General features: G+C 46.0%; 25 protein-coding genes. 11 read left to right on the top strand and 14 right to left on the bottom strand.

Annotation, left to right across the window (positions count from 1 at the left end):
- Positions 1 to 142 precede the first annotated feature (142 nt).
- The 3 genes from H735_RS14180 to H735_RS14170 form a co-directional block, all read right to left on the bottom strand.
- Positions 143 to 1,714: an ABC-F family ATP-binding cassette domain-containing protein gene (locus H735_RS14180; protein ID WP_020194729.1), complete on the bottom strand. Its 1,572-nt coding sequence runs from the start codon at positions 1,712 to 1,714 to the stop codon at positions 143 to 145.
- 342 nt (positions 1,715 to 2,056) lie between these two features.
- Complete coding sequence (locus H735_RS14175) at positions 2,057 to 2,452, bottom strand: SAM-dependent methyltransferase (protein WP_020194728.1); 396 nt, start codon at positions 2,450 to 2,452, stop codon at positions 2,057 to 2,059.
- Positions 2,453 to 2,460: 8 nt separating this feature from the next.
- Positions 2,461 to 3,351: a DMT family transporter gene (locus H735_RS14170; RefSeq protein WP_020194727.1), complete on the bottom strand. Its 891-nt coding sequence runs from the start codon at positions 3,349 to 3,351 to the stop codon at positions 2,461 to 2,463.
- A gap of 113 nt (positions 3,352 to 3,464) precedes the next feature.
- On the opposite strand from H735_RS14170, the gene H735_RS14165 reads away from it, so the two are divergent.
- From H735_RS14165 to H735_RS14155, 3 genes are all read left to right on the top strand, one after another.
- Positions 3,465 to 4,058, top strand: a complete 594-nt coding sequence (locus H735_RS14165) for a TetR/AcrR family transcriptional regulator (RefSeq protein WP_020194726.1) — start codon at positions 3,465 to 3,467, stop codon at positions 4,056 to 4,058.
- 59 nt (positions 4,059 to 4,117) lie between these two features.
- Positions 4,118 to 4,369 carry a DUF6482 family protein gene (locus H735_RS14160; RefSeq protein WP_020194725.1) on the top strand — a complete coding sequence of 84 codons (252 nt, stop codon included), beginning with the start codon at positions 4,118 to 4,120 and terminating at the stop codon, positions 4,367 to 4,369.
- Between the two features lie 155 nt (positions 4,370 to 4,524).
- Positions 4,525 to 4,950: a universal stress protein gene (locus tag H735_RS14155; protein ID WP_009706243.1), complete on the top strand. Its 426-nt coding sequence runs from the start codon at positions 4,525 to 4,527 to the stop codon at positions 4,948 to 4,950.
- Positions 4,951 to 5,015: 65 nt separating this feature from the next.
- Here the strand turns inward: H735_RS14155 and H735_RS14150 are convergent, their stop codons facing one another.
- The 3 genes from H735_RS14150 to H735_RS14140 form a co-directional block, all read right to left on the bottom strand.
- Positions 5,016 to 5,234 (bottom strand): hypothetical protein, encoded by a 219-nt coding sequence (locus H735_RS14150; protein ID WP_020194724.1) that lies wholly within the window; start codon positions 5,232 to 5,234, stop codon positions 5,016 to 5,018.
- Positions 5,235 to 5,352: 118 nt separating this feature from the next.
- The gene (locus H735_RS14145; RefSeq protein WP_020194723.1) at positions 5,353 to 6,105 is read right to left on the bottom strand and encodes a DeoR/GlpR family DNA-binding transcription regulator; all 753 of its coding nucleotides are present in this window, start codon (positions 6,103 to 6,105) and stop codon (positions 5,353 to 5,355) included.
- Complete coding sequence (locus H735_RS14140) at positions 6,098 to 6,850, bottom strand: glycerophosphoryl diester phosphodiesterase (protein WP_020194722.1); 753 nt, start codon at positions 6,848 to 6,850, stop codon at positions 6,098 to 6,100. Before H735_RS14140 ends, H735_RS14145 begins: the two co-directional genes overlap by 8 nt.
- 230 nt (positions 6,851 to 7,080) lie before the next feature.
- On the opposite strand from H735_RS14140, the gene ugpB reads away from it, so the two are divergent.
- The 5 genes from ugpB (at position 7,081) to H735_RS14115 (ending at position 12,205) form a co-directional block, all read left to right on the top strand.
- The gene (ugpB, locus tag H735_RS14135; protein WP_020194721.1) at positions 7,081 to 8,388 is read left to right on the top strand and encodes a sn-glycerol-3-phosphate ABC transporter substrate-binding protein UgpB; all 1,308 of its coding nucleotides are present in this window, start codon (positions 7,081 to 7,083) and stop codon (positions 8,386 to 8,388) included.
- 127 nt (positions 8,389 to 8,515) lie between these two features.
- Positions 8,516 to 9,397, top strand: coding sequence for a sn-glycerol-3-phosphate ABC transporter permease UgpA (gene ugpA / locus H735_RS14130; RefSeq protein ID WP_020194720.1), 882 nt, complete (start codon positions 8,516 to 8,518; stop codon positions 9,395 to 9,397).
- A complete protein-coding gene (ugpE, locus tag H735_RS14125; protein ID WP_005439065.1) occupies positions 9,397 to 10,245 on the top strand; it encodes a sn-glycerol-3-phosphate ABC transporter permease UgpE in 849 nt (282 codons plus the stop codon). The genes ugpA and ugpE overlap by 1 nt, the downstream gene beginning before the upstream one ends.
- Positions 10,246 to 11,403 (top strand): sn-glycerol-3-phosphate import ATP-binding protein UgpC, encoded by a 1,158-nt coding sequence (locus H735_RS14120; protein WP_020194719.1) that lies wholly within the window; start codon positions 10,246 to 10,248, stop codon positions 11,401 to 11,403.
- Positions 11,396 to 12,205: an HAD-IIB family hydrolase gene (locus H735_RS14115; protein ID WP_020194718.1), complete on the top strand. Its 810-nt coding sequence runs from the start codon at positions 11,396 to 11,398 to the stop codon at positions 12,203 to 12,205. Before H735_RS14120 ends, H735_RS14115 begins: the two co-directional genes overlap by 8 nt.
- 71 nt (positions 12,206 to 12,276) lie before the next feature.
- Here the strand turns inward: H735_RS14115 and H735_RS14110 are convergent, their stop codons facing one another.
- Positions 12,277 to 12,465, bottom strand: a complete 189-nt coding sequence (locus tag H735_RS14110) for a hypothetical protein (RefSeq protein ID WP_009706250.1) — start codon at positions 12,463 to 12,465, stop codon at positions 12,277 to 12,279.
- 588 nt (positions 12,466 to 13,053) lie between these two features.
- Between H735_RS14110 and H735_RS14105 the strand changes: the two genes are divergently transcribed.
- From H735_RS14105 to H735_RS31905, 3 genes are all read left to right on the top strand, one after another.
- Positions 13,054 to 13,389, top strand: a complete 336-nt coding sequence (locus H735_RS14105; protein WP_005439068.1) for a hypothetical protein — start codon at positions 13,054 to 13,056, stop codon at positions 13,387 to 13,389.
- Positions 13,390 to 13,477: 88 nt separating this feature from the next.
- Positions 13,478 to 13,606, top strand: coding sequence for a hypothetical protein (locus tag H735_RS31910; protein WP_009706252.1), 129 nt, complete (start codon positions 13,478 to 13,480; stop codon positions 13,604 to 13,606).
- The gene (locus tag H735_RS31905) at positions 13,606 to 13,734 is read left to right on the top strand and encodes a hypothetical protein (RefSeq protein WP_009706253.1); all 129 of its coding nucleotides are present in this window, start codon (positions 13,606 to 13,608) and stop codon (positions 13,732 to 13,734) included. The genes H735_RS31910 and H735_RS31905 overlap by 1 nt, the downstream gene beginning before the upstream one ends.
- 59 nt (positions 13,735 to 13,793) lie before the next feature.
- On the opposite strand, the gene H735_RS14095 is transcribed toward H735_RS31905, so the two are convergent.
- The 7 genes from H735_RS14095 to H735_RS14065 all read right to left on the bottom strand — a co-directional run bounded on the left by H735_RS14095 (position 13,794) and on the right by H735_RS14065 (position 20,112).
- Positions 13,794 to 14,210: a MarR family winged helix-turn-helix transcriptional regulator gene (locus H735_RS14095; protein WP_005439069.1), complete on the bottom strand. Its 417-nt coding sequence runs from the start codon at positions 14,208 to 14,210 to the stop codon at positions 13,794 to 13,796.
- Positions 14,210 to 15,124, bottom strand: coding sequence for a CDF family Co(II)/Ni(II) efflux transporter DmeF (gene dmeF, locus H735_RS14090; RefSeq protein WP_020194717.1), 915 nt, complete (start codon positions 15,122 to 15,124; stop codon positions 14,210 to 14,212). Before dmeF ends, H735_RS14095 begins: the two co-directional genes overlap by 1 nt.
- Positions 15,125 to 15,347: 223 nt before the next feature.
- Entirely contained in the window at positions 15,348 to 15,911 is a 564-nt protein-coding gene (locus H735_RS14085) for an HD domain-containing protein (protein ID WP_020194716.1), read from the bottom strand.
- 118 nt (positions 15,912 to 16,029) lie between these two features.
- Entirely contained in the window at positions 16,030 to 16,917 is an 888-nt protein-coding gene (locus tag H735_RS14080) for a hypothetical protein (RefSeq protein WP_020194715.1), read from the bottom strand.
- Positions 16,918 to 17,074: 157 nt separating this feature from the next.
- Positions 17,075 to 18,079 (bottom strand): CobW family GTP-binding protein, encoded by a 1,005-nt coding sequence (locus tag H735_RS14075; RefSeq protein WP_020194714.1) that lies wholly within the window; start codon positions 18,077 to 18,079, stop codon positions 17,075 to 17,077.
- On the bottom strand, positions 18,069 to 18,629 hold the full coding sequence (locus H735_RS14070) for an LbetaH domain-containing protein (protein ID WP_005531901.1): 561 nt from the start codon (positions 18,627 to 18,629) through the stop codon (positions 18,069 to 18,071). The genes H735_RS14075 and H735_RS14070 overlap by 11 nt, the downstream gene beginning before the upstream one ends.
- A gap of 148 nt (positions 18,630 to 18,777) precedes the next feature.
- Positions 18,778 to 20,112, bottom strand: coding sequence for a dihydroorotase (locus tag H735_RS14065; RefSeq protein WP_020194713.1), 1,335 nt, complete (start codon positions 20,110 to 20,112; stop codon positions 18,778 to 18,780).
- Positions 20,113 to 20,114 lie beyond the last annotated feature (2 nt).

Raw genomic sequence — 20,114 nt, 5'->3', positions numbered from 1 at the left:
ATCAAGCATCTTACCCATATCGAAGTAAGGATTCTAATTGCTTTGAGAAAATTGCTTGGTGAAGGTTTTAAAGTCACCAAAGCCAAACTAACTGCTTAGCTTCGGTGATTCCCCTCAATGTGGGGTTATAGACAAGAGCTTGTTAGCTCAGTTCAATACTTCGAGACATACCCGATTCCGCGGCAAAATCTTGGTCGTGACTGATAAGAATAAAGCCGCCTCGATACGCGCTTAGTGCCTGAGCAAGCATGATTTTCGATTCCAGGTCTAGGTGATTATCCGGCTCATCCAAAAGCAACAAAGGCTGAGTTGGTTGATGGCTAACAATCAGCATCGCGAGCTTCATTTTCTCGCCGCCACTCAATACGCTGCCCAAACGAAACACACTGTCTCGGCGAAAACCAATGCCTGCTAGCAATGTTCTGGCATCGCTTTCTTTTATCCCCTCACAATGTTGCATTAGGTTTTCCAACATGGAGAGTTCAGGCTGTATCGCACCAAAGTGCTGATCGAGATAATAAAGCGGCGTATTGATTTGTAGCTCACCACTTTGCAGTGAGAACTCACCCAAGAGTGTTTTCAGTAAGGTCGATTTGCCGCATCCGTTTTTGCCCAACAAATGCAATTTATCATCCGCATGAACTTGCGCAGTGATGGGCTGAGCCGACCCAAATGGCAACACGCCTCCTAAAAGCGACACGACTTTTCGCGAGCGACTTTGACTGTCTGCCAAATACAGTTTTTGCCCTTTGATTTGCTCTTTGCGCACTCGCAAGCTTTGCTTTTTCTCTTGCAGGTGCGCTTGGCGAAGTTGCTCGTTTTTGTTACGACTGGCGGCTCGGGCTGTGGCTTTGTCTTTCATACCATCCAGTAAGATTTTCGGCTGACTGCCATCCTTTCTCAGCTTGTTACCTTGAGCCGCTCTTTGTTCTGCTTTCTCCCGATTGCGCTGAGCTTGCTCTTCCAATTGCTTTTTTTGTTTATCGACACTGGCTAGTTGGCGCTCTACCGCTTGCAGTTCGGTGCGCTTTTGCTCAGCATACATGTCGTAATTACCGCCAAACACTTGCAAACCTAAACCGGATAGCTCCCAGATTTCCTCCATTTCGCGCAGTAACTCTCTGTCATGACTGATGAGCAGAATCGCGCCTGAGAAACTGCGCATCGAATCAATCAACCACTGCTTGGCATGCGTATCAAGATGGTTTGATGGTTCATCAAGGATCAGCAATTCCACTTCGCTGTCGAACAACTGCCACAGCTGCAAACGCGCTAACTGTCCGCCACTCAATTGCGAACAAGGAAAGTCTGGCTGTGGCGGCAAGCCCATGGTTTCTAGCTGCTTAGCAAGTTGGATGGGCAAATCCCATTGATCCCCCACCACCTCAAACAAATGCTCAGAGCAATCTCCCATTTCGATCTGCTTAAGCGCGCTTAGCACTTTGTCCTTTGCTAAAAACTGAGCAATCGAAAGTTCCCCCTCTAGCAAGTGCGAAGGTTGCTGACGATATGTCGCAAATGACCTTGGTACGGTCACCGTGCCACTGGCCGGGGTTTGCTCACCGCTGAGTATCGATGCAAACACTGATTTTCCGACACCGTTGCGTCCGACTAACCCAACACGACGTTTGGTCATAGAACATGAGATTTGCTGAAACAGCGTTTCGCCATTACCAAATTGATGACTGATATTGTAAGCCTGTAAGACTGGCATAATTTGCCTCCTGTATGACAGGGACAACAGCCGTAGCTTGAGATAAATCTAGAGATGAGATCGATGCAAATACACGGGCCCATAGAAGCGCTTCAAATAGAAAAATGGTAATTGCAAAGAAATATCGGAAAGTGAGCTACGCCTACTAACCCTGTAAATCCAAAAAATAAAATGAGAGTTGGATGACAGGTTTAGTTGTTCATGTTGGCGTAATCTCCTAAAGAAGTGATGCGCAAAGTCTAAAGGTTTTCTTGTATAAAAAGCAAGCGACTTCTGTCACAAGCCGCTTTCAGGCCGAGAGCTCGTTTGGATGCCCTAGCTTACAAGGGCACAAACCTAGGACTATGTTTCAAAGTAAATTGCAGGTTTGATATCAACCAAAGGCGTGCCATCTAAGCAGTCCAAACCACGCACTTTGATTACTCCCTCGTCGATAGACTCAATCGGTAATACCGCCGCACCAAGAGGGTTTGGTCTGTGCGGCGAACGTAAAGTAAATGTGCCGTTCTTTCCTTGCATCATTTCTGGTTGGCGGTTCGCACCAGAAAGCCAATACAGAACCAGTATTTTCTGCCCAACTTCAAGCCCTACGAGCCCTTGGTAATACTGAGATTTAAGTTGAATTTCACACACAGGTCCATCTTGTGGCTGAATGTTATTTGGGCACTGAGAAACATCAGTATATGGCGTGCGAATTTGCCCAATAAACTCAAGTTGTGGGGTTTGATTTGTGTTCATATCAACCTCTATTTTTGTTCTGACTTCATCGCTGAAAAAGCGTAAATGGAAATGGTGACTAAGATGATTGAACCGCCAAGAATGCTTGCCATTGCTGGGATTTCATCAAAGAAGATTAATGCCCAAAGTGGTGCTAGCACGGTTTCGATCATCAGAATCATGCCTACTTCAGGCGCCGTGATGTAACGGGTCGCGACTTGTGAAAGCACACGCCCAAACGGCGCAGTAAACAGCCCCATCAAGCCCATAATCAGCCAAGTGTTCGCGCTGTAAGTTGAAGGAGCAGCCCAAAACAGCATTGCCATCGCTAAGAACAGTCCACCAAAACCAACACTTGCCATGCGGCTTACGTGTTGATGCTTACGCAGTTGCACCTGGTTGAGCGACAAACACACCACGGCAAACACTGCTAAACCATCGCCAATCCAGTTACCCGATTTAAAAGAGCCAGAGACCACAATCGCAATACCTACCATCACAGCAACAATCGCAATCCACGTCGAACGCTGGGTCACTTCACCCAAAAACCACCAGCTAAACAATGCAGCCAAAGCCGGTGCTGCGCTCAGAATCACAAAGGTATTCGCAACCGTGGTGAGCTTAATGCTCATCACCAAACCAGCAGCACTGCCGAGCATCAATAAGCCAGATAACAATACATGCCAGCCGCTCTCTTTCACCGCTCGAACCAGACCGCGCTCATCGCGAAGCTGGATAAATATTGGCATCGAAATCGCGGTAAACAAGCCAAATAGAAATGCGGTATCCACACCACTCACGCCTGAAAAGCGTATAAAAATTGGGTCTAGGCTCATCAACAGTGCACCAACCAAGGTGATCACCACCCCGGCAAAGCGAGCGCCTTTGGCGTTTAGGTTATTCATTAATGCCGTCGTCATCGTCTTTGTCCTCAAAAATAAATCATACTCGTAAGTATGACTTTCTAATTTCGGAGTTGTGTCAACAAAAATCATACCGTATAGTATGATTATCAAATCAAGAGAATCTGAGCATGAGCAAGATCGAGCAAAACCGAGAGAAGAAACGCCGAGCTATTTTGGAAGCCGCGAAAGAGAACTTTTTGTCCGAGGGGTATGTGTTAGCAAACATGGATAAAATCTCCGCCCAAGCAGGCATGACAAAGCAAACCGTGTATCGCTACTTTCCATCTAAAGCTGCGCTATTTGAAGCAACATTGCGCCAGATAGGTGAAAACATGGATGGTGGCTTCATTACTCACCTACAAAAGAATGATCTGCGAGAAGCGCTGAACTCATTTGGTGAACACTTTGTTTCTTTCCACCTTTCTGATGAGCACTTGGCGACCTTCCGCTTGTTGATTGCAGAAAGCGCCAAAGCGCCTGAGATCACGACGATCTTCCGCGAAGTCGGTCCGGACGATACCGATGCCAAGCTCACTCAGTTCTTCCAAGATCGTTTCGATATCAAGGAGCCGGAAACACAGATTCGCCTATGGACAGGTATGCTACTGTCGATTCGCTCTGGCGTTTTAATGGGAATGGAAAAGCCAACGCAAGCTGAGATTAAGGAGCACGTGCAAGAGGTGACTGAGTTTTTGTTGGCAGCAATCGAGCATCAGAAGTGAACTAAAATCCATCGTTCGCCGTAACAGCCAAAGAGTGAAAACACCAATGGGAAACGGCTATGAATCTTTTGATTGAATCGGTCGAGGGTGGTATCTACCTCGCTTACAATGTAGAAAACCATACAAAGTCATTGATATTGAACGAGCAAAAAAGTCCGCTCAAATTTGCCAGCCTCTGCGAGGCAAGAGACCACTTTCGAGGAGAAGGATACTCCTCTGCAAAACTGGTTCACCTCAACGCATCCGACGAAATGTGTGGAGAAAGAATACGCTGTGACATGCCATTAGAGATTGAATTGAGCTGGTATTAGTACCGGCTCTTTTTCGCCCTCCCCTCTATCATCCTATCGCTCTTAGGCTGGTGATAATTTGCCAAAACTTTGAGCGATTTCGGGATCTTATCAACACATTTTTTGTTAAAGGCGTACTATGCTATTGGTAGTGTATTCCACAAGAGGGCGTGGTTATGAAATACAAACATATCCTAGTCGCACTGGAACTGTCTGATGAGAGTACTGTGTTGATTGACCGAGCGGTATCTATGGCGAGTTATCTCGGTGCCGAGATTTCTTTTATTCATATCGATGGTACTCATGGCGAAATTTATCGTGAGCTTGTCGATATTAAAGCAAACCCAGACCAAAGACCGTTGAATGAACATTCAATGGAGTGCTTGAAGTCCTTTAGCGATTACATGGAGCAGCCATTGAAGCACTTCTTCGTTGGCACGGGTGACTTGGCGGACAAACTGGAAGTGACCATCAAAGAGCAAGAAGTTGATCTGCTTATTTGTGGCCACCACCAAGACTTCTGGAGCAAGATCATTTCTTACTCGAGACATCTGATCAACAAGTCTCCGGTAGATATTCTGGTTGTGCCGATTCACGACTAGTTTGAATGAACGATCTAAAAAGCCGCCAACGATGGGCGGCTTTTTTGTTGTTCTTGTTGGCTCAATTAAGGCTCTATTTCACCAATCGAATACAGCACCAACTCTTCTGGGTTGTTCCCTTCCCCTAATGAATGGATGTCTTCCCCTTCTTGCATCAGCTCATTAATCAGCTTGAGCGCTTTATCTTGCTTCACCCCAATAATGGTTGGCATTTCAGAGGCAGAGACACCAAAACGTGTCGCAACAAGCAAGTTTCTTACTTTGGTTTTATCCGATTCAAACATGGCATGACCTCTTTATTTTCAATCATCTAAGCATAGCGAATCGCGATGAAAAAGCATCACGCAGGTCGAATCAATAACGGGTTTTCCTACGAGTTAAACAAGTATGGCGAGCAAAAGATCAGTTACTGAAAACGCGGTCGAAATAATTGAGTGGCGCCACCTTAGTGTTGGCTCTTCGCTGCCATTTACTTTTGTTCGCCACCAACCACTTTTGTTCGGAGTTGGCTAAAATTGCTTGGCTTACCTTGGCTTCTCGTAACTCATGTTCCATCGCAAACAACTGAGAATCAACTTCAGTGCGACCAAAATTGACCATCTCTGAATGAGGCTGCGCGATTTCGGTGATACCTGCACAGCCAATAATTCCGATGTCTGCGGAAAACTGGCCGTAAAACTGTTCTGCCGAACCATCCACCACGTCACGATCGTTCGTTCGAATACGACCACCCGGAATCCAAGTTTCGATGTTCTCAAAGTGAGACAGAATATGCGCCGCTTCGAAGTTATTGGTCACCACACGTAACTCACTGTGATTGGCTAGACGTTCAGCAACCAAAGCAATCGTAGTACCAATACCTAGAAACAAAGTCGTGCCGTTTGGGATAGCTTTGACCACGTCATCGGCGATGATCTGCTTTTCCTGTTGATTGGTGACTTGGCGAGAGGCATAGCTGCGATTGCTCAGAGTAGCAGGCAGTCCGACACCACCATGATGGCGTCGGGTAAGTCCGAGTCGACAAAGTTCATTGATGTCGCGACGAATGGTTTGCGTCGTGACTTCGAAACGTTGGGCAAGTTCTTCTATCGAGCAATATTCTTGCTGATGAACCAGTTCAATGATGCTTTGTTGACGGACGTTTAAATTATTCATTCAGTGCGGGTTCTCGTATGGCTGAAGGCACTTTTACTTTATAACGTTGAGGCGTATCTGTAATCATCATATCCACGCCCCAATGCCAATGTGCTTTAACTAATTGAGGAAAGTTTGGTGTATAGCAAAAGAGTTGATAGCCATACTGCTTGATCTTCTGAGCTTGCGATTCAGTCAGGAAACGGTAATCACAATGCACACTGTATGCATCGATGTGTTGTAGCACGACAGCGAAATCATCTGGAATCTCTTGCCATAGCTGCCCTCTTCTCACTTCTGGCAGGTAGTTTTTCATCATCATTAAGGCTTCTGTGTTAAAGCTAGAAAACAGAATCGCGTCCGCTTCTACGCCTAAGTGCTCAATCACCTGTGCAACCTTTTCGCACAACAGGTCGATTTCGTCACCGGAGTAGACCTTCAATTCAATATTGAGCTTCACACCCGCTCTTGAAGTGAGCTCAAGCGTCTCTTCTAAACTAGGAATAGGCTCGCCTGCGAAGTCATCACCGAACCATAAGCCTGCGTCGAGTAACCTTAGCTCGTGCCAAGTCAGATCTTTGACTTTGCCTCGACCATTCGTGCAGCGGTTGACCGTTTTGTCATGGATGACGACAGGAATGTTGTCCGCACTAAGCTGAACGTCGATTTCAATCCATTCACAACCAAATTCAATGGCGCGTTGTATTGCCGATAAGGTGTTTTCTGGAGCCAAACTGGATAAGCCACGGTGTGCTGTTATTTTCATTTTTTATTCCGTCTTTTTCATTTGTTTTCAAATGAACTATCTCAACCCTCAATGACGCTTTGATTACAAAATAGTGACGAAAGTAATGTTCAAATAAGTTCATTTTTTTGTAACTAGAACGTCATTTGGCTCATTTAATGTTCATTTGAATTTTTTGGAGCGGATTCATAATCAAAATGAACATTCGCAAGGAAACACCTGTTCAAATCATCCAATGAAAAGGAATCATTATGGCTATTAAACACCTCGCCGGACTTGCAGTTGCAGCGGCATTCATCAGCACGCAAGCACAAGCAAAAACAGAGGTTGAGTGGTGGCACGCGATGGGCGGCGCACTAGGTAACAAGGTTAATGAAATTGCGGCAGACTTTAACGCAAGCCAATCAGAATACGAGATCAAACCGGTTTACAAAGGCAGCTACGCAGAAACGATGACTAGTGCTATCGCGGCATTCCGAGCAAAAGAGCAGCCAGCGATTGTACAAGTATTCGAAGTGGGTACGGCGACCATGATGGGCGCAGACAAAGCGATTTATCCTGTTTACCAATTGATGGAAGACACCAAAGAGTCGTTCAACCCTGATGATTACCTTGCAGCCGTAACGGGTTACTACACCACAAACGAAGGCAACATGCTTTCCCTGCCATTTAATAGCTCTACGCCAGTGCTTTACTACAACAAAGACATGTTCGCAAAAGCAGGCATAGCAAACCCACCAAAGACATGGAAAGAGATGGAAGAAGTTTCTCGTAAGCTGCTGGCATCCGGTGCGAAGTGTGGTTTCAGCACAACGTGGCAATCATGGACGCAAATCGAAAACTTCGGTGCGCGTAACAACGTTCCTGTTGCCAATAACAACAACGGCTTTGCTGGCTTAGACACTGAGTTTAAGTTCAATGATTCGGCGTTTGTTCGTCACATTGATCAAATGGGCAAATGGTCGAAAGAAGGCATCTTTAAGTACGGCGGTCGCCAATCTGATGGTATGCCACTGTTCTACACCCAAGAGTGTGCAATGACTATGGGCTCGTCAGCAGGTCTGGCTGGCATTAAAGAGAACATGAAAGACGTTGATATCGGCGTAGCGCAACTGCCTTATGATTCAGAGATCGTCGCGAAGCCACAAAACACCATCATCGGTGGTGCATCACTTTGGGTACTTCGTGGTCATTCAAGCGAGGAATACAAAGGCGTGGCGAAGTTCTTCTCTTACCTTTCTAGCGCAGAAGTCCAAGCAGATTGGCACCAGTTCACTGGTTACCTACCAATCACTAAAGCGGCTTACGAGCTAACGAAAGAACAAGGCTTCTACGCTAAGAACCCAGGCACAGATACAGCAGTTCTACAAATGACGTCAACCGAGCCTACAGAAAACTCGAAAGGCATTCGCTTTGGTAACTTCCTGCAAACTCGCGACATCATCAATGAAGAGCTAGAAGCAGTGTGGGCAGGCAAAGCAACGGCACAAGCTGCGCTAAACAATGCAGTTCGTCGCGGTGACGAGCAACTACGTCGCTTTGAGCGCACACAGAAGTAACGAACATTAATAACGAACAATGATGCGCTGAGTCTTATTCAAATAACCGCTCAGATACGCACTCTCCCCGCCCATCTTGGGTGGGGAATTCGTTCACACACCTTGCCTGTTTTACTTTGGTATTTGTATGTCCTCACCTGTTGTTTTTAAACACAAATGGCTTCCGGTTGCGCTAATCGCACCTCAGTTGGTGATCACCTTGGTGTTCTTCATCTGGCCGGCAGGACAAGCCATTTTCCAATCTTCTCAACTTGAAGATGCTTTCGGCATGAGCCGTGAGTTTGTGGGTTTGGAGAACTTTGAAAAGCTCATCCATGATCCCCTTTACTTAGATTCGTTAATGACCACGCTGCAATTTAGCATCAGCGTTGCGGTGCTCGCGTTGGTCAGCGCACTGATTCTTTCCGCTTTCGCCGAACAAATCATCCGTGGCGCAACCATGTATCGCACCTTCTTGATTTGGCCTTATGCGGTCGCTCCGGTTGTCGCAGGTTCGTTATGGCTATTTTTATTCGACCCAACCATCGGTGTGATGACCGAACTGTTGAACCTGTTTGGCGTAGACTGGAACCCAACCCTCAATGGCACTCATGCTATGTGGATGGTGATCATCACCTCAACGTGGAAGCAAATCAGCTACAACTTCCTGTTCTTCTTAGCAGCACTTCAATCCGTGCCGAAGTCTTTGCACGAAGCCGCGGCCATTGATGGTAGCGGTCCGATCAAACGCTTTATCACCATTAGCTTCCCGCTGATTTCACCAACCAGCTTTTTCTTGTTGGTCGTGAACTTTGTTTATGCGTTCTTTGATACGTTCGCCATTATCCACGCGATGACACAAGGCGGCCCGAGCAACAGCACCTCAACCTTGGTTTACAAAGTCTACAACGATGGTTTTATCGGGCTGGATTTAGGTTCATCGGCCGCACAGTCCGTGATCCTGATGATCTTGGTTGCTTCCCTGACTGTGATTCAATTTAAGTATGTTGAGAAGAAGGTGGCGTACTGATGGTAGAAAGAAGACCGTTTTTTAATCTGTTTTGCCATGTCATTTTGATTCTTGGCATCATTTCGATTGCGCTTCCGGTTTGGATTGCAATCGTAGCAACTACCCATGAGAACAGTGCATTCGCTACTGGCACTCCACTTTGGTTTGGGGACTTGGGTTTTAGCGTGTTTACTGACTTGTTGAGTAACGACACTCAGTACAACAACAATACTTTGCCGATTGGCAGTATGCTTCTGAACTCTTTCATTATGGCGATGTGCATTACCATCGGTAAGTTGAGCATTTCCATCATGTCTGCCTATGCAGTGGTGTTCTTCCGTTTTCCGGGACGAATGCTGGCGTTCTGGATGATCTTCTTCACGCTGATGTTACCCGTTGAAGTACGCATCATGCCGACGTTTGAGGTGATTACGAACCTCAACATGCTCAACTCATTTTACGGCTTAACCATTCCGCTGATTGCCAGTGCGACCGCTACTTTCTTGTTCCGTCAGTTCTTTTTAACGGTACCGAATGAGTTAGTGGAAGCAGCACGCATTGATGGCGCAGGACCAATCAAGTTCTTCTTCGATATCTTGTTGCCTCTGTCGCGCACCAACATCGCAGCACTGTTCGTCATCACCTTCATTTACGGCTGGAACCAATATCTATGGCCACTGCTGATCACCACTGACGTGCAGTACTACACCATCGTGATGGGCATTAAACAGATGCTTGGAGTAGTTGATGGTGTTGTGGAATGGAACAAAATTATGGCCACCACCATTATCGCCATGTTGCCACCCGTGATTGTGGTAATTGCAATGCAAAAAGCCTTTGTTAAAGGTCTGGTAGATTCGGAGAAATAAATGTCCACGTTAACTCTTTCTAATATCGCTAAATGTTATCCGAACGGCTATCAGGCGATCCAAAAACTCAATCTTGATATCTGCGACGGCGAAATGGTCGTGCTGGTTGGCCCAAGTGGCTGTGGTAAATCCACCCTACTTCGCATGATTGCAGGTTTAGAAGAAATCAGCTCTGGTGAGCTCAAGATCGACACCACAATCGTCAACGATCTCGAACCGGGTGAGCGCGACATTGCCATGGTTTTCCAGAACTACGCCTTGTACCCGCACATGACGGTGTACAACAACATGGCTTATGGGCTGCGCAACCGCAAAACACCGAAAGCGGAAATCGAGCGATTGGTTCACGAAGCAGCAAAGATGCTGGAGTTGGATCACCTACTCGACCGTAAACCTGGGCAACTTTCTGGCGGACAACGTCAACGTGTCGCGATGGGGCGTGCTATTGTACGTGAACCAAAGGTGTTCTTGTTTGATGAACCTCTGTCTAATCTAGACGCCAAACTGCGTGTTCAAATGCGTTTGGAAATAAAGAAGCTTCAACGTCGCCTCGGCACTACGTCAGTTTACGTTACCCACGACCAAGTGGAAGCAATGACGCTGGCAGACAAACTTGTCGTGTTGAACAAAGGCAATGTCGAACAAGTCGGCACACCGCTAGAGATATACGACAACCCTGCTTCTCTGTTCGTCGCGACCTTTATTGGCTCACCATCCATGAACATCTTAGATGGCAATGTTAGCGCTGACGGCATTACGATTGGCGATGCACTGCTTCCTACATCCACAACAAACTTAGATCTAGGTGAAGTTAAGCTAGGTCTTCGTCCAGAGCATTTACAAATCAGCCAAGATAACCCATGGTTGCAGGTAGAAGTCGAATTGATTGAATCGCTCGGTGCTGACTTGCTGCTTTACTGCCGCACAGAAGGTGGTGACTCACAAAAACTGGTTGTTCGTGTTGAGGGGCATACGCCGATTCAAATTGGCGACAAGCTTGGTCTGGATATCAAACCAAAGCATGTTCATTTATTTGATGCCAACACAGAAAAGCGCATCGAGTGTACACTGGCTCCAGCGGTGTCACTACAAGACGTCAGTGACAATACCCAAACAATCAATCCTAAAGTAAACAAGCAAGGAGTGGTGAATGCCTAACCCGTTATCAGAGCTCAAGTTAGAGGGCCTGAAACAGATCGAATGGTTGCTGACCGACGTGGACGACACGTTGACTTGGCAAGGCAAACTGCCACCAGAGACATTAATTGCGCTAGCCGAGTTAGAGCGTGTGGGCGTAAAAGTGGTCGCAGTAACAGGCGCATGTGCTGGTTGGTGTGACCAAATGGCAAAGATGTGGTCACTGCATGGTGTGATTGGTGAAAATGGCGCGTTTTGGATGAGAAAAGACGCGACAGGATTCAATACCACCTTCGCTCGCCCAGCCGAAGCGATGCGCAAAGAACAACGCGCATTACAAGAAAGCATTGCGGGCATTTTGGCAGAGTATCCTGATGTCGAGTTCAGCCAAGATCAGAGTTTTCGCTACTGTGACGTTGCGGTGAACATAGCGCAAGATAGAGCGCCAGTTTCCCCTTCCACGACAATGGAAATTCTTAATCGCATCGTGAATTTGAATGTGGAGTCTCACCCCGTCAACGCAACATTGAGTTCGATTCACATCAATGCTTGGGTAGGTAATCACAGTAAGCGTACTAGCGGTGAAGCGTACATTAGGCAGTTCAATAATGGTGAGCTACCGAGTTTGGAGCGCATCACTTACGTGGGAGATTCATTGAATGATGAAGGCATGTTTGAATGGCTGCCAACGACCTTTGGCGTAAACAACATTCGCCCTTTATTGGAGAAACTGAATCACCAACCTAGCTTTTTGACCGAGGAAAATGGCGGTTTTGGGTTTGCTCAATTGGCTAACCTAATCGTCAAAGCTAAAAGGCCGTAACGGCTTTTGACAGGGCTGTTTGGTTAAAGCGCAGCCTTCGAAAGGGTTAGATACTTAGGTAAATGGATACCCTAAGAATAGGAGGACGCGGTTCTCTCTTCGGCGAACAGTCGATGGATGAATTGGCGTTCTTCTTCACTCAAACGCACTGTCACTTCCTGTTTGGTTGCATTCTGAACCAACTGATAAACCTCATTCAATTGCGATAACGTCAAAGAATTCAGTTTTTGCTTTATTGCACTAAATTGCTGCTGTTCCATATTTTTATGCTACTTATTCCTTATTTCATCTCTCATTGAGAAAAAAAGACACTCAATCCAAATATCACCATGGAGGGGGGAAATATATTCGGATTGAGTGAAAAGAAGGAGTAAAGACTGCGGCGGATTGCATGAGAAAATCAAACTCTCAATCTTTATTAAGCACTCCAACGAGAAAAAGAATATCGCTTTCTGATGTATTTATAATTAGCAGTTGTGAAGTTTATTTATCATAAGTGCTTAAAAATCTCTCACCGAGAAACACCGCTTAAGCCCTTGCTGTACTTAGCATTTCTCCAATTTAAGCAGCCCACCATGCCCAGAATGGACAATCTCGCAACAAAGATTGCTTGTTGTTTTCACTAATTATTTTTGTTTGTCGCATCCAAAAGCAGCCCATATTATCCGCAGCACAAGGGATGACATTCCTTACGCTCTTTAACAATCAAATGCCGTACTTCCTCATCTGCAACTTTCCTACTGATGTAAAAATTTCCTTTTGATTCCCATTTTCTAATTTTTACAACCACTGCGCAGAGCATTTAAAGCAGTGTTCTGCATTACAGTCTATTCATGTAGGAATTCATCGTGGATAAATATCAAGCTGCATACGCTAAGCGTCTAGAAAAACTGAAAGGCAATCGTTCGCCAAAAGCTATTGCACGTATTTCGGCGTGGGATGCGTTTTTTAACAAAGAATACGAGATGCAAGATCTAGAGTCTCAAATGACAGACTCAGCTCGCAAGCACTACGAGCAATCTGACGTTAAAAATGAAATCAGCTTTGGTTCATTCAAACGCGCGTTCTATAAAGAATCGATCGTGATTTATGACCTAACCGATGGTGCTTCAATTCAGAAGGTGTTCACACCACTACTTGTGCTAACAACAGCATGGGTACTGTTCGTGTGTTTTACCCAGTAATTGAATAACCGAATTTAATAAGCAATAGATAAACTATTGGCAGAGTGTTTATTACCTTTGTTCAATACAAACAGTTGAGAGTTTAAGGATGAAAGGAAGAAACATTGCGGCATTTGCCATTGTGATGGCAGCACTAACGTTTGGGTATGGCTTTAAAGCGTACCAAGAGGCTAATGGTGTCATTTACCCAACCTTTAAGAAGGAGTTTAATCTCTAATGCCTAAGATTACCCTTCTGCTACTCGCAACGACAGTCGCCATGGGCATTACTGGCGCTGCATTCTGTGTTGGCGTCACTTACGCGTTTACACAATTACCAATAGAGCAAATTCTATCGAGCTTATAATAAAAAAGTAGAGCATTTCGGTGCTCTACTTTTTTGCTATTTAGGGTTTAAAAAACCAATCAAAATTCTCGATTCATCTTCTCTAAGCAGGCGAACAAAATCGCTTGATGCTCGGGGTCGATATTACGCGTTAAGTCTTGAACCAAATCTAAATGAAGTTGATTGTGATGACGGTGAATCTCTTCACCCGCTGGTGTGAGCTTCACAACAATTGCGCGACGATCTTCTGGGTGCGGGCAACGCTCAATAAGCTCTGCTTTCACCAACTTCTCGATTTGAACCGTCAGCGTACCCGTTGTGATACCGAGTTTCTCAGCCAACTCTTTCATACGCATAGCACCATGCCCACCCAACACTTCGATGGTGTGAGTTTGAGCCAGTGAATAACCCGTTTCTTTTACTACAGATTGCTCCCAAGATGACATTTTGTCATAGAACTCGGTAAGCGTTTGATTCAGCTTTTCTAATTCGCGCATCAGTCAGTCGTTTGAACTTCCAAAGTCAGGTGGTGAATCTTATCAAATTTACTCAATAATTGCTTAAATTCATCCAGCGTTTTGTCGCTATGATTTTTCAGTGCGATTGCCGCAGAGTAATGGTGACCACTCACTTTCCAGATGTGTAAATCAACGATCTCGGCATAAGGCGTGAGTGTCTCTGTAATCTCATCTCGGTAAGACTTGTTGATGCTCTCGTCCAGTAACACAGGCGCCGTTTGCTTCATTAAGCCCAAGGTCCATTTACCAATCACAACAGCACCGACAATACCCATCATGGCATCTAACCAAACCCAACCGTAAAACTTACCAACAATCAGCGCCACGATCGCCAGCAAAGACGTCAATGTATCCGCCAGCACGTGAAAATACGCAGCGGTTAAGTTGTGGTCGTGATGATGTTCGTGCCCATGATCGTGAGAGTGGTGATCGTGATGGTCATGCCCATGATGATGGTGATCTTGCAGAAGTAGCATACTTGCAAGGTTAACCACTAGACCAATTACCGCCACCATGATCGCCTCGTTAAATTGGATACTTTCTGGATTAAAGAGACGATGAATCGACTCGACCATCATCATCAGTGCCACAATCCCCAACGCAATCGCGCTGGTAAAACCGCCAAGTACACTGACTTTGCCCGTACCAAATGAGAAGCGGTCATTGTGCGCGTTTTGTTTCGCGTAGCGGTAAGCAAAAAGAGTAATACAAAATGCCGCTGCGTGTGTGCCCATATGCCAGCCATCTGCGAGCAATGCCATTGAGCCAAACATGGTTCCGGCAGCAATCTCCACCACCATAGTGGTCACGGTTAGAATCAATACGTAGAGCGTGCGTTTTTCACCCTTTTGGTTGTGAGAAACGAAATCATGTGAATGTTGCGATACAGCCATTGCGACACTTACCTTCCAATTTTAGTTTGATTATCAAATTATTTGATTTCAATTTAGTTTGACCATCAAACAATGTCAACCTAGGAAGGCAATTTGATCGAAGAGAAGGTTGAAAAAGGATCTTGCTGAGCGCAGAAAACGCAAATGTAAAAAAGCACTTAAGCTCGCTAGAGAAGCCTAAGTGCTTTTGAATATAGTGATGTTCTTGAGTAGAGAGTCGGGACTAACGCTCAGCTAATCGGCGGGTATCTTCATCGATGATCGCTCGAAGCGCTTTGGTCAGATCATCAAAGTCGGTGTGCTTTTTGCCGTATTCCAGATTAAACGCGTAATTGAAATCAACAGGGTTATCACCTTGCGTGTGCTGCAGAATGGTCTCTAACTTATCCAACGCTTTGGTGAGGCGAGCTTCTTCGGTAGTGGCACTGTCATATTCCAACCAAAGGTCCAACAACTCCTGTTGCATAGACGCGTCTAGTGGAGCGATAAGCTGTTTCAAATCCGCCAGTTCTAGCGCACTTTTATCCAGCCCATCGTGTTGCTCCAACGCTGAAATGTCGCCACTCACGGCTTCTGCTAAGTCATGCACAATGCAAAGCTTGAGCACTTTTAGCATGTCTAAATGCGGGTAATGTTCTGCCACCAGCATGGCAAGCAAACACAATCGCCATGTGTGCTCAGCCGTGCTCTCATGGCGACCAGATGATGTCCAAGCAGTGCGCAAGGTGCTTTTGAGCTGCTCCGCCTCACGCAGAAAAGTAAGAATGCCGGGTAGCTTGTCGATCATATTTACACTCATCTCTGTCTGTTTTGCCAAAGACTAGCGGATTGCCTTCCATGAAGGAAGCAAATCACTCGAACCTTTGTTCCAAATAGAGGGTTAAACATCTATATCGAACACTTGGTTAAAGCACCTTTGCTCGCAACTGGGCAATTTTCAAACTGCCTGAATCCAAAATGATTTTTAGATCCTGATGCACGCGCATGTCGTAGTTATCGCCGTTCTTCGCTTTAGCTTTCCAAACCACATCGTAACTCACGGCCCAGCCAGAGTTTTGATCGCCCTTGATGGTCAAGCCTTGGATATCGTGCGAGTTCCAGACGATGTTGTCCGTGACACCTTTGTACCAACGAAGAAAGTCTTGGTATGACTGCATAGGGAAATCTGGGTACACCATATCAACGGGCTCTGCGATACGAGCAAGGAAGTACCCTGATTCGCGCTGATGGTCAAAACCTGCGAACCACTGGTAAACAAAACTTGCGATGTCGTTTCGGCTCAACTGTGAACGAGCCTCTGCATCGTACGTCTGACTCAAAACATTCATATCAATTTGTAGCAGCGCAATCTTACCCGCGTCATTGAAAGTGAAATATTCCGTCCAGCGATGTCCATCTGATTTGATGGTATCGCTTTGACCGTCTTGGGTTTGAATCAGTGTGCCGAACAGCTCAACCTTCACTCGTCCGTCTTCCGAAACAGGAGCAATACGGTAGCTAAAATCATCTTGAGTTTGGTAAATCTCAAACCAGTCTTTAATAGACTCAAGGTGCCCTGCTTTCCCTTTGTATTCTGTTGCTGTTACGTCGTTGACAAGCGTTTTGCTGTCGTCAGAAAACAAGGTTTCACGCGCTTTAGCAAATGCATCGAACCCTTGCTCTCCAAGTAGCTGATACTGAGCAAAAAACGCATTGATGGTGGCTTCGTTTTGCGCCTGTTTGTTTGGCTCACTCGCCAAAGAGAAAGCACTCACTACAACCAATAGTGAAGCGAGAAATTGTTTTACACGCATGGATTTTCCTCCCCCAAGGGTATGCTGATCAAATTGTATGATAACGATTTGAATTACCGGGGATTAGAGGAATAAAGACTTAAGAACTATTAGCGAATACCTAATAATCAGAAGAAAGAAAAGGCACCTCACGAAATGAGATGCCCAGGTTCGAAGTTTATACTGATTCACACGAAAGCAGCTTGGCTTCAAATTGTTCGTCAATGCTGTCTGCGATCAATTCGATGCGGCTTTCGGCACAATCATCCAACTCCACTTCGGTTAGTCCATCTGGCGTTAAGTTGTAGCCATAAATGCCATCGCTCGTAATAAACACGGCTTTCATGCGCTCGACTTCTAGCTCTACCAGCAAAGGAATCAGCTTCCGACGGTCAAACACTTTCTCCGGTGAGAAGCGCCAACCAACACTTTGGAAGCCTTCGCCTTCATTAGTCGCTTTAATAATGCCACTTTCAGGCATTGGCATGTCTGAAGCCAACGGCTTGTCACTCCCATGATGGTGGTGATGGTGCGGTGGATGCTCATGAATGGTTGTTTCACCTTCAAATTCATGAAAAGGGATCACGCCGTGCTCCGCGAAAATTACTTTTGTATTTGGACGACCAACTTCCGCCACGTAAGCTTCTAGCTTCTGGGTATCACCCTCTTGATAGAGGTCGAGCTTATTACCCACCACCGTATCGGCAATGGCAATTTGCTGATTGAATGTATCGTGTTCGGTGTAACGAAGATCTGTCAGTTTACGAGCATCAACTAAAGTGATGTTCTTTTGCAGTGACAACACTTGTCGATAATGATCGGTCGATAAAACCTGTAACACCTCTTTTGGATGCCCAAGGCCAGTCGGCTCAATCAACAAGCGGTCGGGCTTTGCTTCATTCAGCAGTTGATTCAGTGCGATTTGCATTGGTAATCCCGCCGCACAGCACATACAACCACCGGGTACTTCACGAATAAAGACTTGCTGCTCTTCGCTTTGCTGCCCTTGAACCAAACTGCCATCAACACCGATTTCGCCAAACTCATTCACCAAAACAGCCCAGCGTTCGTTCTCTGGCTTATTCGCCATCAGGTTCAAAATCGCAGAGGTTTTACCGACGCCCAAAAACCCGGTAATAATGTTAGTTGGAACCCCAAGTATGGGCTGATTATCAGAGCTCATTGGCAATTCTCCTGTAGCCTTGAACCAGTTCGTGGTTTGCCGAAACCACAGACTCCGAAAACGCCGAGTATTCTGGCGGCACTTTCGAGATGCTGTTCAAATCAAAGTCGGCGCCGATATTGGTCATCGGCGGAACATGGAAGTTCTCTGGCAAGTCTAGTCCATCTACCACGCAGTTATGACGAATCACACAACCTGTACCAATCACAGCATTAAACACCACGGAGTTAAAACCGATAAACACGTCATCACTGACTTCACATGGGCCATGAATAATAGAACGGTGCGCAATCGAAGAACGCTCTCCAATGGTCACGGCTGCACCTGCTTTTGAGTGGATAACGACGCCATCTTGAATGTTGGTATCGCGCTTGATAACGATGGCTTCCATGTCGCCTTGCTCGTTCACTTCATCGGCACGAATCACCGCGTAAGGACCAATAAAAACGTTATCTTCAATGATTACTTTGCCACAGATGATCGCCGTTGGATCAATGAACGCCGTTTCCGATACTTCAGGCATGTGACCAGTAGGATTTCTTCTTAACATATTGATTTCTCTTTATTCGGTGCCTTAAAGACACTCAAGCTACGACAACTATACTTCTACAAATAAAGCTCAAAGAAAGCGGATAAATGTAAGCTTTCGAAAATAAACTGAGCTTTCAAATAATCTAAGTTTCTGAAAAAAGTGAATCCTAGCGATCGAATACCAATCGCATGGCGTGTGCAGCCTGCTCATTCACTTGCTGGTTGGCATACACTAAACCGCCATTGACCCATGTATTCTTAATTTGAGCCGAGAACTGGTGACCAGCAAATGGCGACCAACCACAATGGTACAAGCTGTTCTCGTTCGTCACTGGCGTTGGTGCTGCGGCATCAACAAGAACCAAATCCGCAAAGTAGCCTTCACGAATAAAACCGCGATCCTGAACACCATAACGAATCGCTGGGTTGTGAGCGGTTTTCTCTACCACTTGCTCCATCGTCATGTGCCCGCGACTCACTTGATCAAACAGCGTGAGTAGTGCGTGTTGCACCAAAGGTAAGCCAGCAGGTGCTTGGTCGTAAGGCACTTGCTTTTCTTCCCAAGTGTGCGGGGCATGGTCCGTCGCAATAATATCAATCTGGCCTGTGCTTAATGCCTTTAGTAACGCTTCACGATCGCTTGGGTATTTTACGGCTGGGTTGCATTTAATTTGGTTACCACGCTCTGCATAGTCTTCATTGCTAAACCAGAGGTGGTGAACACACGCTTCTGCGGTGATGTTCTTACCTTGAATCGGGCCCGCTTCAAACAAAGCCAATTCTTTTGCTGTTGTGATATGCAGTACGTGCAGTTGGCTGTTGTGCTTCTTCGCTAACTCAACGGCGTAAGAAGAAGAGGCATAACAAGCTTCTTCGTCACGAAGTACAGGGTGGTCTTCAATGGTGAATTCCGACTTCTCTTTCAACAGGCGTTCTTTGTTCTGAGCAATGACAGGGCCACTTTCACAGTGCGTTACGATCAATACTGGCGAATCACGGAAAATCTCATCCAACGCTTGCTCGTCTTCTACCAATAAATCTCCGGTAGATGCGCCCATAAAGACTTTCACACCACAGTGCTTCTTTGGATCGAGTAACTTGATTTGCTCAAGGTTGTCTTCAGTTGCACCAAGGTAGAAAGAGTAGTTAGCCAGAGAGCTTTGTTCCGCGATGGCAAATTTGCGTTCCAACGCTTCAATCGTTGTGGTTGCTGGGCTTACGTTTGGCATTTCCATGAAGCTCGTGATACCACCAGCGACGGCTGCACGTGATTCGGTTGCAATAGAGCCTTTATGAGTCAGTCCTGGTTCGCGGAAATGTACTTGGTCATCGATCATTCCAGGGATCAAATAGCAACCTTTCGCATCGATAACGACATCACCTTCCCTTGCTGCTATGTCAGTTGCGATGGTTTCGATTCGTTGATCGACAATTCGCAAATCGGTTTTGGTGATGGTTCCTTCATTTACTACACGGGCGTTTTTAATGAGCGTTGCAGACATAG

Source organism: Vibrio owensii CAIM 1854 = LMG 25443 (assembly GCF_000817815.1).
Taxonomy (GTDB): domain Bacteria; phylum Pseudomonadota; class Gammaproteobacteria; order Enterobacterales; family Vibrionaceae; genus Vibrio; species Vibrio owensii.
This window is presented reverse-complemented; position numbering and strand designations above follow the sequence as displayed.